This window comes from Actinoplanes sp. G11-F43 (genome assembly GCF_050589265.1).
In the GTDB taxonomy this organism is placed as follows: Bacteria; Actinomycetota; Actinomycetes; order Mycobacteriales; family Micromonosporaceae; genus Actinoplanes.
In genome coordinates this window covers 42,335-60,578 of record NZ_JBNZCE010000006.1, presented here as the reverse complement: position 1 = coordinate 60,578, position 18,244 = coordinate 42,335, and the positions used below count along the sequence as shown (strand labels likewise).

Genomic DNA, 18,244 nt, shown 5'->3' with positions numbered 1-18,244 from the left:
CACCTTCGCCGAGCCCGGATCGGCCCGGCAACCGCCCGGTGTGGACAACCCGCGGCTGTGGACGGCCCGCCTCCGGAGCCGGTGATCTGCTACACCGCGGGTGTGCCGGGGTGCTGGTTGGGTATGTTGGGTAGCCCAGACGCAGTGTTGGAGTGGACGTGGAGACTTCGATCCGGACGACCCTCGCCGACGACGGCGTGGTCACTGTCACCGTGAGCGGCGAGGTCGACTTCTCGAACTCCGACGAGGTGACCCAGGGACTGCACGACGCGGTCGTGGAGTGGTCGCCGCCGCTGCTGGTCGTCGATCTGGCCGATGCCACGTTCATCGACTCGACGGGGCTCGGCGCCCTGATCGAGGGCTATCGCACGGCGTTGGCGCGCGGCACCGGCTTCCAGGTGGTCAATCCGAGTGACACGTTCCGCCGGGTGCTGACGGTGACCGGGCTCTCCGACTTCTTCGGCCTGATCGAGGGCGCGACCGACATGGAGCGGGCGCCCACGCAGGCCACCGGCTCCTAAAGAGAACGACCCCCGTCGGGGGAGACGGGGGTCGTCCTTGGATTCGGCTCCGGGGGGGTCGAGCCGAATCGCCCGGTGATCACGGGGGGCGCAATCACCGGAAACCCATATGACTCAACGCAGTTAAGACAGCACGAAGTCGGTAGTAAACACAAGTCTGCCTCAGTATCGGGCTCCTCGTCGAGTACCGAAAATCGCCCACCCGGGCACTCCCTTCCGGTCTGACCGTTTTCACTGCGCGTCACTGGAGAACACGTCATGCGTGCGGGGGCGTTCGTGACAGGCGTGTTGCGGCTACACTTTCGGCCCGTGGGCCTGAGCGCCGCGTTTTTCGACCTCGACAAGACCGTCATCGCCAAGTCCAGCGCATTGGCCTTCGGACGGCCTTTCTACCGTGATGGCCTGATCAGCCGACGTGACGTGGTGAAGACCGCCTATGCACAGTTGATGTTCCGGCTGGGTGGCGGCACCGACGAGCAGTCGATGGCCCGCACCCGTGACTACATGGCGGCTCTGTGCAAGGGCTGGCGGGTCGAGCAGGTGCAGCAGATCGTCGCCGAGACGCTCAACGATCTCATCAACCCCTATGTCTACGCCGAGGCCGCCGCGCTGATCGCCGAGCATCAGGCGGCCGGCCGGGATGTGGTGCTGGTGTCGGCGTCCGGTGACGAGATGGTGCGCCCGATCGGCGCGCTGCTCGGCATCACCGATGTCATCGCGACCCGGATGTCGATCGCCGACGGGCGGTACAGCGGGGCGGTGGAGTTCTACGCGGCCGGCCCGGCGAAGGTGGTCGGGGTGCGGGCGCTGACCGAGGAGCGCGGTTACGACCTGGCCGAGTGTTACGCGTACTCGGATTCCAGCAGTGATCTTCCCCTGCTGGAGGCGGTGGGCCATCCCAGTGCGGTGAACCCGGATCGCACGCTGCGCAAGGTGGCCGGTCAGCGCGGCTGGCCGGTGCTGGAGTTCCGTCATCCGGTGCCGTTGGGGCGGCGGTTGCGGGAGCGACCGGCGGTTCCGGTCGCGGCGGCGTTGAGCGTGGGTGTGGGCGTGGCGATCGGTTTCGCTCTCTACGGACGTCACCGCCGGTCCCGGGCCACCGTCGTTTAGAACATCCGCCGGTACGAGCAGCACAACGGTCCCGTGGCATCCGCGCGGGGTGGGCGATTCCGCGGACCGTCCGGCGGGCGTCCGGGCGAATGCGTCGGTCACCGATTCCGGTCTGAGTATTCGCCGATCGGCCCCGTTTCCGCCGGAAATCTGGTGATCATGCGGCGGGCGGCGTAGAAAAGAAGTCGCGGGGCCCGTTGATTCGGGAACCGTGCACGGCCACCGGGAACCCACGCGCGATCAGCCACGGCAGGCACGTTGCGACGGGACCTCCGCCTCTCGCAGGCCCAGGACCGTCGACAACGACCCAGGTGCACGCCTGATAACCCGGTCCGGACGCGCAAAGCCGGCGCCCCCGCGAGGGACGCCGGCTCTTTCTCTCGGGTCAGGAGCCGACAGCGGTCTGATGCCGGCCGCGGATCTCCTGGTAGACGGCACGGAACAATTTCGGGCGGGCGTGGAAGTCGACGCCCTGCGCCCAGAGTTCGGTGTTGACCGTGGCGCCGTCGTGCCGCTCGATCACCACCGTCATGTCGTTCTGCAGCTCCCAGGGGCCCAGCTTGTGGGTGGAGTGGTGCAGGTGGACCCCGGCGATGTCGTGCCAGCGCATGGTCCGGGAGCGCATCAGGCCGCGGATCAGCACACCGTGGTTGCTGACGTAGACGCCGTGCTGGAGGATCCGCCAGGCGCCGATCGCCCAGACCGCCGCGAGCAGCACGGTGATCGCCCGTACGCCGTGCCCGATCAGGTCGAACTGGCGGATCGAGGCCCAGGTGAGGAAGCCGAGCGCGGCCGCCTCCCAGGCGATCACGAGCCAGCGGCCGGTTCCGGGCGGGTAGGGGCGGATCCAGTGCGAAGCCACGAGATGAAGTATGCCGCCGGTCACACGGCGGCCAGCACCCCGTCCCCGATGACGGTGATTTCCTCGGCGCCCGCGGTGATCGCGGCGGCGTAGTGGCGCAGCCAGGATCGCACCCCGTCGGGAGTGCCGGTGGCATAGGCGCCGGCCGACCCGACGTACTCCGGTTCCCGGGCGAGATGCCCGGCCTCGACGCCGACCAGGCCACGGGGGTCGAAGCCGCGGCCGATCAGGGTGATCCGGGCGGCGGCGCGGGCGACCACCCCGGCCGGGCCGGCGAACGGCCGCAGCGTGATCAGCTCGGCGTGCACGATCGCGGCGAGCAGCATCGGCGGGGTGCTGTCGTTGCCGGCGACCAGTCCGGCGAGGGCGTCGATCCGGTCGGCTCCGGAGGTGAGCCGGCCCAGATCGTGATCGTGGACGACTCCGCGGGCCGCGAGCACGTGCAGTTTCGCCAGGACCTGGCGGGGCGCGCGGGACCACAGGTCGACCAGTCCGGGCAGGGCCTCGGCGACCCGTAACGCGCCTTGGACGACCGGATCGGTGACCGCTCCCCCGCGTACCAGATCAAGATCGAATTTGTTGCCTTCCAGTGCCGCGCTGGCGACCGCGGCGCGCAGGCTGACCTCGGCGGCGACCTGCCCGCCGTGCTTGCGCAGGGCGCGGTGGCGGTGGGCGGCGTCGACGGACTCCCGGGCGGCGGCGAAGGCGGGGCCGACGTCGGCGAGATCGAGAAGGGGGGCGAGTGGATCCACGTGACCACGGTAATCAACGTGCTGAGCGGTAAACCAGCGGAAACATGGGGTGCACAAATGAGCTCGGAACTGGCAAGATTCGCGCAGTAGCGAGCATCGATACGCCGGTCAGCGCGCGAACGACACCACCGAGCGCGAGCTGCGGCGCAAACCTTCGCCGGGGCCTCCGGCGCAACTAGTGTGCAACAAAAGAGACCCCGGTCACGGCAGAGGAGCCGCCCTCATGAGCGAGACACTCGAGAATCTGTCCTCCGAGACTCGGCAGTTCCCGCCGCCCGCCGAGCTGGCGGCCAACGCCAACGTGACGGCCGAGGCCTACGAGGAGGCCGCGTCCGACCGGCTCGCGTTCTGGGCGAAACAGGCCGAGCGCCTGGCCTGGGCCAAGCCGTGGGAGCAGATCCTGGACTGGACGAACCCACCGTTCGCCAAGTGGTTCGTCGGCGGCGAGCTGAACATCGCGTACAACTGTGTGGATCGGCATGTCGAGGCCGGAAACGGCGACCGGGTGGCGATCCACTGGGAGGGCGAGCCCGGCGACACCCGCACCGTCACCTACGCCGAGCTGCTGACACTGGTCAGCCAGGCGGCCAACACGCTGACCGACCTCGGGGTCACCGCGGGCGACCGGGTGATGATCTACCTGCCGATGATCCCCGAGGCCGCGGTGGCGATGCTGGCCTGTGCCCGGATCGGCGCCACCCACAGCGTGGTGTTCGGCGGCTTCTCGGTGGACGCGCTGGCCACCCGGATCGACGACGCCGACGCCAAGGTGGTGATCACCGCGGACGGTGGTTATCGCAGGGGCAAGCCGTCGGCGCTCAAGCCGACCGTCGACGAGGCGGTGGCCCGCGGCGACAAGATCGAACACGTGCTGGTCGTCCGGCGTACCGGGCAGGAGGTGGCCTGGACGGAGAAGGACAAGTGGTGGCACGAGACGGTGGAGCAGGCCAGCCCCACGCACGAGGCGAAGCCGTTCGACGCCGAGCACCCGCTCTTCATCCTCTACACCTCGGGCACCACCGGTAAGCCCAAGGGCATCCTGCACACCACCGGCGGCTACCTGACCCAGGCGTCGTACACCCATCACGCGGTCTTCGACCTGAAGCCGGAGACCGACGTCTACTGGTGCACCGCCGACATCGGCTGGGTCACCGGCCACTCGTACATCGTCTACGGTCCGCTCTCCAACGGCGCCACCCAGGTGATGTACGAGGGCACCCCGGACACTCCGGACCGCGGCCGGTTCTGGCAGATCGTCGACAAGTACAAGGTGTCGATCCTCTACACCGCGCCGACGCTGATCCGCACCATGATGAAGTGGGGCGACGACATCCCGGCGAAGTACGACCTGTCGTCGCTGCGGGTGCTCGGCAGCGTCGGTGAGCCGATCAACCCGGAGGCCTGGATCTGGTACCGGGAGCACGTCGGCCGGGAGCGCACCCCGATCGTGGACACCTGGTGGCAGACCGAGACCGGCGCGATCATGATCTCGCCGCTGCCCGGGGTGACCGCGGCGAAGCCGGGCTCGGCGATGACCGCGCTGCCCGGCATCAGCGCCGACGTGATCGACGACCAGGGGCAGTCGGTGCCGAACGGCGGCGGCGGCTTCCTGGTGCTGACCGAGCCGTGGCCGTCGATGCTGCGCACCATCTGGGGCGACGACAAGCGCTTCATCGACACCTACTGGTCGCGGTTCGAGGGCTTCTACTTCGCCGGCGACGGCGCGAAGAAGGACGAGGACGGCGCGCTCTGGCTGCTCGGCCGGGTCGACGACGTGATGCTGGTGTCCGGGCACAACATCTCGACCACCGAGGTGGAGTCGGCGCTCGTCTCGCACCCGGCGGTGGCCGAGGCCGCGGTGGTCGGCGCGACCGACCCGACGACCGGTCAGGCGATCGTCGCGTTCACCATCCCGCGCGGCAGTGTGGACACCGAGGGCGACGCCGGCGAGGAGCTGATCAAGGAGCTGCGCAACCACGTGGCCAAGACGCTCGGCCCGATCGCGAAGCCGCGTCAGATCATGCTGGTGACGGAGCTGCCGAAGACCCGCTCCGGCAAGATCATGCGGCGCCTGCTGCGGGACGTGGCGGAGAACCGGTCGCTCGGCGACGTGACCACCCTGCAGGACTCGACGGTGATGGACCTCATCTCGTCCGGGCTGAAGACCGCCAAACCCGAAGACTGACGAGTACGAATAAAGGCTGGTAGCGCACCTGCGCTGCCAGCCTTTGTCGCATTTGCCGGTCCCGGTGTTATGACGGGGTCATATCAAGTAACTGTTGGTCATCAATACGCTGCACATCCCCCGAGCATCGTCATGTTTGCATACGTTCACCTGGATCCCGATCGATCGGGACCGTTTCACGCCGGACGCCCGTACCCCAGACGATCCGGCTGGCGAAAGCGGAGGTAAACGTAGTGCGCAAGGTGGTCGCAGGACTGCTCGGCGCCGTGGTCGTGACCGGAGTCGGAGCGTTCGCCCCGGTCCAGGTCATGGCGGCGCCACCAGCGGAGACCGCGCCGGAGGCGGCTCACGTCGATGATCACGATCTGCCCAACCCCCTCGAGGAGAAGCGCCGCGCACTGCGCGAGCAGGCAGTCTCCGAGGTGTTCAGCGGACGGGCGAAGGTCGAGACCCGGAACGGCAGCAAGGTCGTCAACCTGGGTAGGACGTACGGCGGCGGCGGTTTCGGCAAGGTCGGCAAGAACCAGTACGTGGAACTCGCCCGGGAGAAGACCGACAAGATCTTCGTGATCCTGACCGAGTTCGGCAACGAGCGGCACCCGAACTTCCCGGACCAGGACACGACCACGCAGTACGCCGGTCCGTCCACCTTCGAGGGTCCGCTGCACAACGCCATCCCGGCGCCGGACCGCAAGGTCGACAACAGCACCATCTGGCAGGCCGACTACTCGCCCGAGTACTACGAGAAGCTGTACTTCGGCACCGGCAAGGACGTCGAGTCGGTCAAGACCTACTTCGAGACCCAGTCGTCCGGCCGCTACAGCGTCGACGGTGAGGTCTCCGACTGGGTCAAGGTCCGGTACAACGAGGCCCGGTACGGCCGGTCCAACGACAACCCGAACGACGAGAACGGCGACGACCCGAACGTCTGCGCCAGCAGCAACTGCACCAACGTGTGGGCGCTGGTCCAGGACGGCGTCAACCAGTGGTACGCGGACCAGAAGGCGGCCGGCAAGACCGAGGCCCAGATCAACGCCGCGCTCGCCGAGTACGACGTCTACGACCGTTACGACTTCGACGGTGACGGCAACTTCAACGAGCCCGACGGCTACCTGGACCACTTCCAGATCGTCCACTCCGGAGGCGACCAGGCCGACGGTGACCCGTACCAGGGTGAGGACGCCATCTGGAGCCACCGCTGGTACGCCTACAACAGCAACATCGGCCTGACCGGCCCGGCGAACAACAAGCTCGGCGGCGCCAAGGTCGGCTCCAGCGACCTGTGGGTCGGCGACTACACGGTGCAGCCGGAGAACGGTGGCCTGAGCGTCTTCGTCCACGAGTACGCCCACGACCTGGGCCTGCCGGACGACTACGACACCAGCGGTCTCGGCGACAACAACAGCGAGTACTGGACGCTGATGGCGCAGAGCCGGCTCAGCGCCAAGAAGGACCAGGGCATCGGCACCCGCTCCGGCGACCTCGGCGCGTGGAACAAGCTGCAGCTCGGCTGGCTCGACTACGAGCTGGTCAAGGCCGGCACCAAGAAGATCGTCAACCTGGGCCCGCAGGAGTACAACTCCAAGAAGAAGCAGGCCCTCGTGGTGCAACTGCCGGACAAGCAGGTCACCACCGATCTCGGTACGCCGTACGCGGGTAGCAAGCAGTTCTTCTCGGGCAACGCCGACGACCTGAACAACGCGCTGTCCACGCCGATCGACCTGACCGGGAAGAGCACCGCGAGCGTCTCACTCAAGGGCCGCTACTCGATCGAGATCGACTACGACTACCTCTACGCCGAGGCGTCCACCGACGGCGGCGCCAACTGGGTCAAGCTCAACGGCACGGTGGGCGGCGCCCCGTTCGTCGCCGACGGCGCGGGCAGCCCGGCGATCACCGGCTCCAGCAACGGCGAGTGGCTCGACATCAACGTTCCGCTCGACGCGTACGCCGGTCAGAAGATCGACTTCCGGCTGCACTACCTGACCGACGGTGGTGTCTCCGAGGGCGGCTTCTTCGGCGACGAGCTGACCGTGACCGCCGACGGCGCGGTCGTCTCCGTCGAGGGCGCCGAGAGCACCCCGACCTGGACGCTGGACGGCTTCACCGTCGTCGGCTCCTCGGTCAGCCAGGGCTTCCCGCACTTCTACATCGCCGGGAACCGGACCTACACCTCGTACGACAAGTACCTGGAGACCGGCCCGTACAACTTCGGCTGGGCCAACACCAAGCCGGACTGGGTGGAGCACTACAACTACCAGCAGGGTCTGCTCATCTCCTACTGGGACACCTCGCAGGCCGACAACAACACCAACGTGCACCCCGGTGAAGGCCGCAACCTGATCATCGACGCGCACCCGAAGCCGCTGCTCAACCCGACCGGGGTGCCGTGGCGGGCCCGGGTCCAGGTCTACGACGCGCCGTTCGGGTTCTACCCGACCGACGGCATGACGCTGCACCTGAACGGCGCGAAGTCGGTCATCAAGCCGCAGCTCGGCAAACCGGTCTTCAACGACAAGGACAAGTACTTCTACGAGGAGATGCCGAACCACGGCGTCAAGCTCCCGGCAGTCGGCGTCAAGATCGCGGTGCTGAGCCAGATCGGCACCTCGCTGACGGTGGCCACCTACTGATCCACCTGCTCGTTCAGCGGTTTCTCCAGACGGCGCCCGGGATTCGTCCCGGGCGCCGTCCCGCGTCCGGGAACCGTTCGCCTCCGGGATTCGTCCCATCTTCGACGCCGTACGCGGGAAGGATGAGTTTCATGCGCACCAACGCCACGTACCGGATCGGTCTGGCCGTAGCCGCCGGAGCGATCATCGCCGGATGCGCCAACAGCGCCGACTCGACCGCTTCCGCACCGACCCCCGCATCACCCGCGCCCTCGATCACCCTCTCGCCCCCACCGGACCACCCACTGCCCACCGTCACGCTCACCGAGAAGCCGCCCAAGGAGCCGACCGACAACCTGCCCTCGACCGGCTGGGTGGCCGGCACGGTCACCATCGGGGGAAAGGGCCCCTGTTACGGTCTGCTCGCCGACGACGGCCAGCGGTACGCGCTGTACGGCACCGGAGGCACCGAACTCACCAAGGGCGACCGGGTGAAAGTCAAGCTGGAGAGCACTCCACTGCGCATCTACTGCGGCCCCGGCACATTGATGGCGATGACCGATTCCGAACCGGTCCAATGATCACGGTGCGATTCCGTTTCAGCACTGCCCGGCACCGTGTGTGACATCGGGACTTAGGCTGACCACATGGGTGGTCGGGTGGACGAGTCGTGTGTGCTGACGGAGGGCCCGTGGAGCCACCGTTTCGTCGGCGCCAACGGCAGCCGCTTCCACGTCGCTGAGGTCGGCACCGGCCCGCTCGTGCTGTTCCTGCACGGTTTCCCCGAGTTCTGGTGGGCCTGGCACGACATCATGACCCGCGTCGCGGACGCCGGCTTCCGGGCCGCCGCGATCGACCTGCGCGGCTACGGGGCCAGCGACAAACCCCCACGGGGGTACGACGGCTACACCATGGCCGCCGACGTGACCGGCCTGATCCGGGCCCTCGGCGAACGGTCGGCCACCGTGGTCGGTGCCGGGGCCGGCGGCATGATCGGCTGGGCTGCCGCCTCGTTCCATCCGAAACTGGTCAACCGCCTGGTCGTGCTCGGCGCCGCACACCCGCTGCGGTTGCGGGCCGCCCTCTTCGCCGACCCGCGCGGCCAGCTGTCCGCTTCGTCCACTGTGGCCCGCTTCCAGGTGCCCCGGTTCGAGCATGTGCTGACCCGCAACGACGCCGCCATGGTCGGCGAGCTGATGACCCGGTGGAGCAGCCCACGGTTCGCGGCCACACCGGAGTTCGCGGAGTACACCGCACGGTGCCGGGAGGCCATGCAGATCCCGCAGGCGTCGTTCTGTGCCCTGGAGGCGTACCGCTGGGTGGCCCGCAGCGCGCTGCGTCTCCAGGGGTACCGGTTCGTCAAGCTGATGCAGCGCCCGTCCAGCGTGCCGACCCTGCAGTTGCACGGCGAGGTGGACACCGCGGTGCTGCCCCGGACCGCGCAGGGGTCGGGACGCTACGTGACCGCGCCGTACGAGTGGCGTCTCATCCCCGAAGCTGGCCACTTCCTGCACCAGGAGGCGCCGGACGTGGTCACCGGCGAGATCCTGCGCTGGCTGAAGACGCCTACCTGAGGTCGGTCTTACGGTCCGCTTAAGTGACCATTAAAAGATCAACTTTGGTCGAGATCTGCCTTAATCTCACGTTCGGTAGCGCCGGTAGCGCTCCGAACAACTACTCAAAGTAGCCAACTTGCCGCACTCGCAGTCGCTCAGCCTGTTGGCGCTCAGCCCGCAACCGCCCTCATCCCCTAGCCCATCGCCTCTCAGCCACCTCACCCCCACCCGATGTGCCGGCCCGACCCCCGCCGGGCCGGCACGAAACTCCGATACCGGGCGACCGAACACTGTTCCACGCCGTTCCCGGTATCGGCCGACCGCCTCGTCACTGACGGCCGAGCCCCTGCCTCGCCAACGGTGGCGACCGGTCCGCCCGAACCCGGCCCGGCGGCCATTCCCTTCTCTCCTCCTCGGCCGCCGGTCCCGCAACGGGCGACGGGCTCCCCGCCACGAGGCGGGGAGCCCTCCCAGCCTCTCGGCGACACACAGACCCGGAAACACTCTCGGTGACTGTCTAGTGCTGACCACGAGTGATGGCGGATTCTTGCTGAGGGTTACCGCTGAGGGGAGGCATCGCATCGCCTTCAGCGATTGCGCCCCAAAGCCGGATCACCATCAGGGTTGGAAAGCGGCCGAGACCAGACCGTGTGCCGATCTGCGGCTCGATTCGAGCCGCAGATCGGCACACGGACAGGGACCCTGATCCGGGCGGCTCCAGGCCCGTGTCTCACCCCGGGCCGGTGTGGGCCGCATCAGCCCGGCGGCCGCGCAACGGTCCGGAGTTGTCGGGACGTCGCGCGGTGGAAGCGGGGCGGGCTGATGCGGTTGTGGGGCCGACGAACGTACCCCATCGGCTCCTGGTTTTTCAGACGCGGTGCTCGTAACGGTCCCGGACCTCGTGAGCCGGGGCCCATCCCTGGTAGACGCCGTAGTCGAACTCCTCGAGCCCGAGTTGGCGGGCGACCGGCGCGCGGCCGCCGGTGTATTCCAGGCGCAGCCAGTTGTCGGACTCGCCCAGGACCACGAACGGCTCGCCACGCCAGGTGCAGAGGGTGCGGATGTAGGTCATCTCGTCGTACTCCTCGGGCTCCAGGACCCGGACGTAACGCCCCGGCTTGACCTCCTGGAAACCCTCGCCCGGACTCGTGTCGTAGATCCGCACCTTGTCACCGTCGGGGGCGGCGTCGTACTCCCGGCCCTGCCAGGTCACCACATAACCGTCGCGGATCACTGGTCACCCACCCGGCGCCACAGCGGGCCGTCCGCGTCGAAGATCGCGATCATCCGCTCGTTGCCCTCCCCGTCGATGTTCCAGAGCTGGGCGCCGTGCGGCAGGCGGACACTGTCCACCTTGAACTCGGCGATCACATCCCGGCCCTCACCCGGCGCGAACCCGTTGCCGCGGAACGGCGGGCGCTCGATCACCCAGCCGTCCATGGCACGCAGGGCCTGCTCGTTCTGCCCACCGTAGGGAATGCGGTAGAGGCTCGGCCGGTACGCCGGCCAGCGCAACACGAACGCCTCCTTGGCGTCCGGCGGGAACGGCGACGTCTCGTAGAACAGCCCCAGCGCGCCGAACAACTCGCCCGGCGTCCGCAGATGCTCCACTTCGGAAGCCCGGTGCACAAACCCGGCCACCCGGTCGTAACCGCGCTCCAGGTAGTAGTCGACCAACTCCGCCGAGATCGTCTTCTGCATGACGGTGGCCTGCTGAGCCTCGTCACTGGCCGGCTCCGGAGCGGGCACCGGGGCGACCAGGATCTCGGTCGCCGGGTTGTCCATCGGATCAGCGCCGAGTCCCGCCTCGGTCGCCCAGTTCGCGAGCGCGATGATCTGGGCGCCCGGGTATTTGGCGCCGACCGGGGTCCCCGGGTTCACCGCGAACGACCAGGACGGGTCCGGCCAGTTGCGGATCAGCTCGTAGAAGCGCGCCTCGACCGTCCGGGTCGGCTCCCCGAAGTGCTCGAACAGCCGGTCCTTGCTGGTGAAGACGATCAGGAACCGCTCGCCGTCGACATCCTCCGGGAGGAAGGCAAAACCGGACTCACCGGGCGCACTACCCGGCCGGGAGTTGTTGGCGACCGGGACGAGCACCTTCGCCAACAACAGCGTCGACAGGAAGACATCGGTGTTGGCCGTGTCCGCTGCGTCCTGCAACTCACGCTCGACCTCGTTGGCCGGGACGAACTCCTCGGCGGCCGGACCACGAGACCCGGTGGCCGAACCGGAAACCCCCATGTTGGAGGCACCCGACGGGTGGTAGCCACCGGTCGCGACCGGCAGCACCTGCGTCGCGAACGCCGACTGCGACTGGGTGGCGTACGCCGACGCCGGGCTGCCCTGCGGGAGCAGACCGTACGGCGAGGCCGGGGCGGAGGGCGGCGGAGCGGTGTACGCCTGCGGCGCCGCCGGACCGGAACCGCCCGGAACCACGGCCCCGTAACCCGACGCCGGATAGGGCGCCGACCGGTCGACTCCGGGAGCACCCGGAATCACCGGCGGAAGCAGGTTCGTCATGGTGGTGGCCGCGGGGTTCACCACCGGCTCGGGGCGAGGCGCGATCGACGGCGCGGGGCCGGACGGCCCGAACCGGTCCGCCGAATCCTGCCTGGTCCAGGTCGGCGGGGCGGTCTCACCCGTCGGTGTACGTGCGGCACCGAGCGCCTGCGCGGCGGCCGCCATCGAAGTGGGCCGCTCGGACGGCGGCGTCACCTGACGGCGCGGCAGCCCGCCCGGTCCCGCGGGCCCACCGGACCCGGCCGGACTGACCGGCTGCTGCCCGTTCCCACCGGGCGCCGCTGGGGCACCGTTGCCGGGCTGACCGAATCCCGGACCCGCGACGGAACCGTTACCACTCGGGCCGAAGCCCGGAGCTGATCCGGCACCGTTGCCGCCGGGGCCGAAGCCCGGTGCGGCGCCGTAGCCGGAGTTGCCGGGCGGTGTGCCGTTGCCTGCCGGGCCGAAGCCGAGTGTCGCGCTGTTGACGGGTGTCGCGCTGTTGCCGGGTGCTCCGCCGGTTCCGGGCTGGCCGGGACCGGATTGACCGGGGCCGGGCTGACCCAGACCGGGCTGACCGAGACCAGATTGACCTGGGCCGGGCTGGCCGAAGGCGGGAGCCGGGCCGGTGCCCGGTGCGCCGTAACCCGACACGGGTGTGCCGGCGCCCTGACCGGTGCCGGTGTTGGCGTTCGGGGCGTAGCCGGGCGGCCCGAAGCCGGATGCCGGGGTGCTCCCGGTCGGGGAGCCGGCGAAACCACCGGGCGCGCCGAGACCGGAGGACGGCGCCGCAGCCGGAGACGCGGGGCGGATCGTGGGCGTCGCTGCAGTGCCACCACCGGCGCTGGCGGCGTTGGCCGCGTTGGTGCTGGACGGAACGAAGCCGGGCATACTCGACATCAAGCCACCGCCGCCCACGTTGGCGGCATTGGCGCTGGATGGCACGAACCCGGCCATACTCGACATCGAACCGCCACCGGTCGACTGACCGGGCTGCCGTCGCGGCAATGCCCCACCGAGAGTGGGAGCCGCCGGCGGGGCAGCGGCCGGAGGGCCACCCGCCGCCGAGCCGGGAGCGCCGGGCGCACCGGACGGCGGACCGGCCGGACGGCTGCTGACCGGCGCCGCGGGCGGCACGAACGGAGACTTCGGGGCGGCCGAGACCGGCGCGGCGGCCGGGGCCTCGCCACGGTTGACCGACCAGTTCTGGTCGACACGGGCTTCCGCCGGATCGTACGGCGAGACGTGCTCGGGCACCGGCGGAGTGTTGGCCATCGGAGTCCGGACGGGCAGAGGCGCCTTCGGGTCCTGGAGCGGCCCACGCGGGTCCTCCTCCGGACGGAACGGCAGACCCGCCCTGTCCCATCCGGGCGTCGCCATGCCGGCTCCCGCACCGGGAACCGCGGAGACCGGCACGCCGACCGGATTACCGGACATCGGCACGCTGGAGGCCGGAGCCACACCCGGAGCTCCCGGTCCAGGAATCCCCGAAGCCGGAGCAGACGTCGGGAAACCCGACCCCGAGGCAGCGCCGGATCCCGGGAATCCAGAGACCGGGACAGTGCCGGATCCCGGGAAATGAGAAGCCGGGGCCGGGCCGGAACCCGGGAAACCAGAAACCGGAGCCGGGCCGGAACCCGGGAAACCGGAGGCCGGGGCGCCGGTGGTGGAGCCGGGTGCCGGAGCGCCGGACGTTGCCGGAGCGCCGGGCGGGAAACCGGGCGCACCCGGACCGGCCGGGCTCTGCGGAGCTCCCGGAACACCGGGCGGCTGGTAGGCCGCGGGCGTCGCGGGCGCGGCCGGATTGCGGGTGGGCAGGCCACTCGCGCTGGTGCCGCTCGGCGTCCGCATCGGTAGGCCGCCGGGGCCGATCTGCGGCTGCGGGGCGGGCTGCGGCGGGGTGAACCCGCCCGCGCCACCACCCATCGGCGGCGCCGGGGTGCCGACCGGCGGGATAGGTGCCACCGACGGGGCGACCGGCGGCGCGGAAGACGGAGGAGCAAACCCGGGCGATCCGGAAGCCGGCTGCGGAGAAGGAGGCTGCGCGGAAGCAGGCAGCGCGGAAGCAGGCAGCGCGGAAGAAGGCGGTGCGGAAGCAGGCGGCGCCGAGGCGGGTGGCACTGACACGGGTGTGGCCTGCGCCGGGGGCTGACCGTCGGCCGCGGACCTGGCCGCGCCGGTCAGAGCAGGGTCGGTGTCGTAGGTCGGGCCACCGGCCGCACTCTCGCCACCGGCTCGGCTCGCGGCCAGGGCAGCCGCGCCGAGCTCCTGGATCTTCGAGGCGCCGTTCGGCTCACGGCCGGGCCCACGGGTGGGCAGCCGCAGATCACCACGGGCGAGCTGCGCGACGAACCAGGCCGGCAGATAGCCCTCGATGGGCAGGCCGGGATTCACCGCCAGCCACCACTCAAGGTTCGGCCAGGTGTTCGCAAGCTCGGCATACGGCACCTGCCGCGCCGAACCCGTGTAATCCGCTAGGCACGACCGCAATGCGGCGTTCGACGTGAACGCCAATACGTGGGTGCGACCGCCCGTGCTCCACGTGCCCCAGCCCATCGGCGCAAGGCCGGCCAGAACGTCAGCGGAGACCGGTAACAAAAGGTCGACACCGGCGAGAATGCGGAAGTAGGACTCCTGGTCGTCGGTGCGCAACGCATCGCGCATCGCGACTTCGGCGTCCGTAGCCGGTTCCCACTCGGACACGTCCACCTCTCCCCACGCGTGTCAACGAGCCAACTCAACGCGTATAACCTACAAGGTCAGGCCATAATCACAATGGGCGGCGGCATGCTGACCATCGGAACGCGCATATCGGCACGTCCCGGCATGACCTCGCCCAGCCCCCGCGAGCACACTCCGATCGCTCGAAGCGATCTTCCAACAACCGATGGTAGCCACGGGAGCCGGCCTGGCCATTACGCGAACGGGCGACCCATCCATCGGCTCATTGGAAGCGCTGCGTCGCCGCCCGCTCGGTGTCCGCGTAGTCGGCCTTGGAGGCGTCCAGCGCGCTCTGGATCTGGCGAAGGGTGGTGGCCAGGTCCTCGGAAGCAGTCCGCCAGCGCTGCTGACGCTCCGCGTAGGCCTCTTTCGCCTCGCCGCCCCACTCGGCGGACAAGGCGCCACCGATGGATTCGGCCTCTTCGAGCTTGGCGCGCATGGTGGACAGCGCGCGGTTGATGTCGGCGCTGGCCTGATCGAGCGCGCCGAAGTTGACGAGCAGCATTCCGTCACTCATGGGTTTCCTCCGTTGTCAGAGCGGCAGAGAGAGCGTGCCGCCGGACTTGGCGACCCGGGAAGCGGCCTCGCTGTCGGCCGAGCTGTAGCTGGTGCCGGAGGTACGAATAGCCTCCGAGGTCTGGGCGAGGGCGTCGTTGAGAGTTCGCAGGTCAGCCGCATAACCCTGCTTGACGTTCTCGAACGCGACAGCGCCGAGACCCTTCCAGGTGCTGTTGAGCGTCGACAGCTCGTTCATCAGATCGGTCAGCATCTTCTGCAGATCACTGTTGACCTGGTCGAACTTCGAAGCCGCTCCCGCCATCGCTTCGGAACTGGCTCTGGTCTCCGCCATTGGACGTCACCCCATCTCGTAGAACAATCCGCTGTGGACCGCCGCCGCATCGACGTGGGCCACTAGGTCAGTCGGCCGCGACCAGGCTCGCCGCCCGCGATCGACATCGGCGACGACGTTAGCCGGATCGCCCGAGTTCCGTCTGCCCCGGTACCTCAACCTGTGGATAACCCCGCATTCTTGACCGAGCTGTGGATAACCCCGGAGCCGGTCGCCGGCTGCCCTACGATGGGCCGCGCATCACCGTGAATGCGGGTCCGGCAACCGAAAGGGCGGAGTCATGAGCACCGAAGTCGCGGTCCCCATGACCGAAAGCCTGATCCGGCCACCCCGCGGCGGTCGGCTCCTCGGGATCCGGCCGGAGCAGATCGTCGCCACCCAGCTCGCGGTGGTCCTGGTGCTCGCCGGGCTGGTGGCCGGCGGGATCGCGATGGTCCCGGCGATCGTCGCCGCGATCGGTGTGCTGACCCTGACCTGGCTGCGGTTGCGAGGCCGGTGGGCCTTCCAGTGGCTGGGGGTGCTGATCCGCTTCGCCGGCCGGCGCCGTTCCGCGCCGGTCGACCGGCCGGACGCTCTGCTGGCCTTCGCGGCTCCACGGGTGCGGATGACGACGCTGGATCTGCCGACCGGCCCGGCCGCGGCGTTCGCCGACGACACGGGCCTGACCGTGCTCGTCGAGCTGGGTGATCCGGCCGACGAGGCGTCCCCGGTCCCATCGTTCGCGACACTGCTGCACGCCACCGGGCGCGACCAGTCACCGTCCGGCGGCGACCAGCCACAGGTCCGGGTGCAGCTGGTGCTGAGCGCGGTCTCCGCCCTATCCACCCGGGCGGGCACCGACCGGGCGCAGAGCTCCTACCGCACTCTCGCCGAGGGCAGCTCGCTCGGCCACCTGCGGGCGGTGCTCGCGCTGCGGGTCTCCCGGGTCGGCGGGTGGTCGGAGGAGGAGCTGCACCGCAGCCTGGCCGGCCTGACCCGCAGGCTGACCCGTCGTCTCGGTTCGGCACAGGCCCGGCCGCTCGGTGACGTCGCGGCGCGCCGCGCGATGGCCGATCTGGCGAATGCCGAGGTCGGCGACACCGCGGGCGGGCGGGAGAGCTGGAACAACCTGGCGCTCGGAGGCCTGGTCCAGGCGACCTTCCGGTGCCAGCCGGCATCCGGTGCCGATCTCTCCGGCAACCTGGTGACCCGCGTCCTGCACCTGCCGACGGCGGCGACCACCGTGTCCCTGACGCCGACCGCGTTCTTCGTCCGGCTGGCCGCGCCCGATGTCACCGAGCTGGAGACTGCGGCGCGTGCCCTGCGTGCGCTGCTCACCGGCGAGCGGGTGCGGATCCGCCGGTGGGACGGGGCGCACCTGCCCGGCCTGACCGCGACACTGCCGTTCGGTGGCACGGCGCCCAGCGGTCCGGCGTTCGGCGTCCCGGAGGTGCCGATCAGCCCGGCGGGCATGGTGCTCGGCCGCAATCAGAGTGGTGGGCCGGTCCTGATCCGCCTGTTCCGGCCGGAGCCGACCCGCGCGCTGCTGGTGGGCGGACTTCCAGGGGCGCAGATGGTGGCATTCCGGGCGATGGCGGTCGGTGCTCGGGTGCTCATCCGGACGACCCGGCCACAGGCGTGGGAGCCGTTCGTGCGGGGTGCGGCCGTTCCCGGTGACGCGATCACGGTGATGCCGGCCGGGCGGCCGTTCGAGGCACCGGCCGGCTCGGTGCGACGGCCCGCGCTGACGATCCTGGACACCGGCTCGGCCCCGGCCGGACCGGAGCCGGATCGGGAGGCGGGCTGGCGGACCACCCTGATGGTCCGGGACGACTTCGGCACTGCCGACGTCCCACACGCGTCCGAGGCCGACCTGGTGGTGCTCCAGCAGCTTCGACCAGCCGAGGCCGAGTTGCTCGGCGGCACGCTGGGGCTCGGCGACACGGCGAAGTACTTCCCACGGATGCGCGCCGACATGCTCGCGGTGATCAACCGACGGGCGGTGCGCTGGGCGGTGTGGGCACAGACCCCGATCGAGCAAAGCCTGATCGGCGAACCCGCACGCGTCCAGACCACGGCATAACCGCGCGGTAGTGCCGGACGAACGGTCTCCGCCGGACGAACGGTCTCCGCCGGACGAACGGTCTCCGCCGGACGAACGGTCTCCGCCGGACGAACGGTCTCCTTAAGTCCACCCCACCGGACGGCATGACGGCTCCTGGGTAAGCGCGAATGCGGCCACGATCAGGCCGAGCGCAATGCGGGCACGAGCAGGGCAAGCGCAATCGGGGCGAACGAAAACCGGGGCGGACACGAGCCAGGGCGAAGGCGGACGGCTTCTGCGAGCCGAGCGCGGTTGCCTAACGAATACGAGTGGCCTAGCGAAATCGGGTGGGCGGACCTTGGCCTATGGATGCGGGTCTGGGTGGGCCCGGGTCTGGGCGAGTCCCGGTCCGGGTCCGGATGAATCTGGGTCCGGGCGAGCCAGCGGCCGGGCGAGCCAGCGGCCGGGCGAGCCAGCGGCCGGGCGAATCAGCCCGCCAGGCGAATCAGCCGCCAGGCGAATCAGCCGCCAGGCGAATCAGCCGTCGGCGAAT

13 protein-coding genes and 1 pseudogene are annotated in these 18,244 nt (G+C 69.7%); 7 read left to right on the top strand and 7 right to left on the bottom strand.

The features are described 5' to 3' along the window. Positions 1-158: 158 nt before the first annotated feature. Both ACQ0O7_RS07600 and ACQ0O7_RS07595 read left to right on the top strand, forming a co-directional pair. Positions 159-521 carry an STAS domain-containing protein gene (locus ACQ0O7_RS07600; protein ID WP_430781054.1) on the top strand — a complete coding sequence of 121 codons (363 nt, stop codon included), beginning with the start codon at positions 159-161 and terminating at the stop codon, positions 519-521. 309 nt (positions 522-830) lie between these two features. Further along, the gene (locus tag ACQ0O7_RS07595) at positions 831-1,631 is read left to right on the top strand and encodes an HAD family hydrolase (RefSeq protein ID WP_430781052.1); all 801 of its coding nucleotides are present in this window, start codon (positions 831-833) and stop codon (positions 1,629-1,631) included. A 385-nt stretch (positions 1,632-2,016) separates the two neighbouring features. Here ACQ0O7_RS07595 and ACQ0O7_RS07590 read toward each other — a convergent pair whose 3' ends face one another. Continuing rightward, the gene (locus ACQ0O7_RS07590) at positions 2,017-2,493 is read right to left on the bottom strand and encodes a PH domain-containing protein (protein ID WP_430781051.1); all 477 of its coding nucleotides are present in this window, start codon (positions 2,491-2,493) and stop codon (positions 2,017-2,019) included. Positions 2,494-2,513: 20 nt separating this feature from the next. Then, complete coding sequence (locus ACQ0O7_RS07585) at positions 2,514-3,245, bottom strand: oxidoreductase (protein WP_430781050.1); 732 nt, start codon at positions 3,243-3,245, stop codon at positions 2,514-2,516. A 223-nt stretch (positions 3,246-3,468) separates the two neighbouring features. Between ACQ0O7_RS07585 and acs the strand changes: the two genes are divergently transcribed. The 4 genes from acs to ACQ0O7_RS07565 all read left to right on the top strand — a co-directional run bounded on the left by acs (position 3,469) and on the right by ACQ0O7_RS07565 (position 9,616). Next, entirely contained in the window at positions 3,469-5,430 is a 1,962-nt protein-coding gene (gene acs, locus ACQ0O7_RS07580; protein ID WP_430781049.1) for an acetate--CoA ligase, read from the top strand. A gap of 308 nt (positions 5,431-5,738) precedes the next feature. After that, on the top strand, positions 5,739-8,063 hold the full coding sequence (locus ACQ0O7_RS07575) for an immune inhibitor A domain-containing protein (protein ID WP_430781217.1): 2,325 nt from the start codon (positions 5,739-5,741) through the stop codon (positions 8,061-8,063). A gap of 131 nt (positions 8,064-8,194) precedes the next feature. Continuing rightward, entirely contained in the window at positions 8,195-8,623 is a 429-nt protein-coding gene (locus ACQ0O7_RS07570) for a hypothetical protein (protein ID WP_430781048.1), read from the top strand. Positions 8,624-8,689: 66 nt separating this feature from the next. After that, positions 8,690-9,616, top strand: coding sequence for an alpha/beta fold hydrolase (locus ACQ0O7_RS07565; protein WP_430781047.1), 927 nt, complete (start codon positions 8,690-8,692; stop codon positions 9,614-9,616). A gap of 850 nt (positions 9,617-10,466) precedes the next feature. Here the strand turns inward: ACQ0O7_RS07565 and ACQ0O7_RS07560 are convergent. From ACQ0O7_RS07560 to ACQ0O7_RS07540, 5 genes and pseudogenes are all read right to left on the bottom strand, one after another. Next, on the bottom strand, positions 10,467-10,832 hold the full coding sequence (locus ACQ0O7_RS07560; protein WP_430781046.1) for a hypothetical protein: 366 nt from the start codon (positions 10,830-10,832) through the stop codon (positions 10,467-10,469). Continuing rightward, the gene (locus ACQ0O7_RS07555; RefSeq protein ID WP_430781216.1) at positions 10,829-13,477 is read right to left on the bottom strand and encodes an SseB family protein; all 2,649 of its coding nucleotides are present in this window, start codon (positions 13,475-13,477) and stop codon (positions 10,829-10,831) included. Before ACQ0O7_RS07555 ends, ACQ0O7_RS07560 begins: the two co-directional genes overlap by 4 nt. Positions 13,478-14,194: 717 nt before the next feature. Then, positions 14,195-14,800: pseudogene (locus tag ACQ0O7_RS07550) on the bottom strand (SseB family protein); the annotation flags it as partial. 241 nt (positions 14,801-15,041) lie between these two features. Further along, a complete protein-coding gene (locus tag ACQ0O7_RS07545; RefSeq protein WP_430781045.1) occupies positions 15,042-15,335 on the bottom strand; it encodes a WXG100 family type VII secretion target in 294 nt (97 codons plus the stop codon). A gap of 15 nt (positions 15,336-15,350) precedes the next feature. Beyond that, on the bottom strand, positions 15,351-15,668 hold the full coding sequence (locus tag ACQ0O7_RS07540) for a WXG100 family type VII secretion target (protein WP_430781044.1): 318 nt from the start codon (positions 15,666-15,668) through the stop codon (positions 15,351-15,353). 280 nt (positions 15,669-15,948) lie between these two features. On the opposite strand from ACQ0O7_RS07540, the gene ACQ0O7_RS07535 reads away from it, so the two are divergent. Continuing rightward, positions 15,949-17,730: a type VII secretion protein EccE gene (locus tag ACQ0O7_RS07535; RefSeq protein WP_430781043.1), complete on the top strand. Its 1,782-nt coding sequence runs from the start codon at positions 15,949-15,951 to the stop codon at positions 17,728-17,730. Positions 17,731-18,244: the final 514 nt, after the last annotated feature.

Excerpts from the sequence above, each read along its gene's own strand:
- acs (WP_430781049.1), top strand. The coding sequence starts at position 3,469 with ATGAGCGAGACACTCGAGAATCTGTCCTCCGAGACTCGGCAGTTCCCG.
- ACQ0O7_RS07555 (WP_430781216.1), bottom strand. The coding sequence starts at position 13,477 with ATGGCGACGCCCGGATGGGACAGGGCGGGTCTGCCGTTCCGTCCGGAG.
- ACQ0O7_RS07545 (WP_430781045.1), bottom strand. The coding sequence starts at position 15,335 with ATGAGTGACGGAATGCTGCTCGTCAACTTCGGCGCGCTCGATCAGGCC.
- ACQ0O7_RS07570 (WP_430781048.1), top strand. The coding sequence starts at position 8,195 with ATGCGCACCAACGCCACGTACCGGATCGGTCTGGCCGTAGCCGCCGGA.
- ACQ0O7_RS07540 (WP_430781044.1), bottom strand. The coding sequence starts at position 15,668 with ATGGCGGAGACCAGAGCCAGTTCCGAAGCGATGGCGGGAGCGGCTTCG.
- ACQ0O7_RS07535 (WP_430781043.1), top strand. The coding sequence starts at position 15,949 with ATGAGCACCGAAGTCGCGGTCCCCATGACCGAAAGCCTGATCCGGCCA.
- ACQ0O7_RS07565 (WP_430781047.1), top strand. The coding sequence starts at position 8,690 with ATGGGTGGTCGGGTGGACGAGTCGTGTGTGCTGACGGAGGGCCCGTGG.
- ACQ0O7_RS07575 (WP_430781217.1), top strand. The coding sequence starts at position 5,739 with ATGGCGGCGCCACCAGCGGAGACCGCGCCGGAGGCGGCTCACGTCGAT.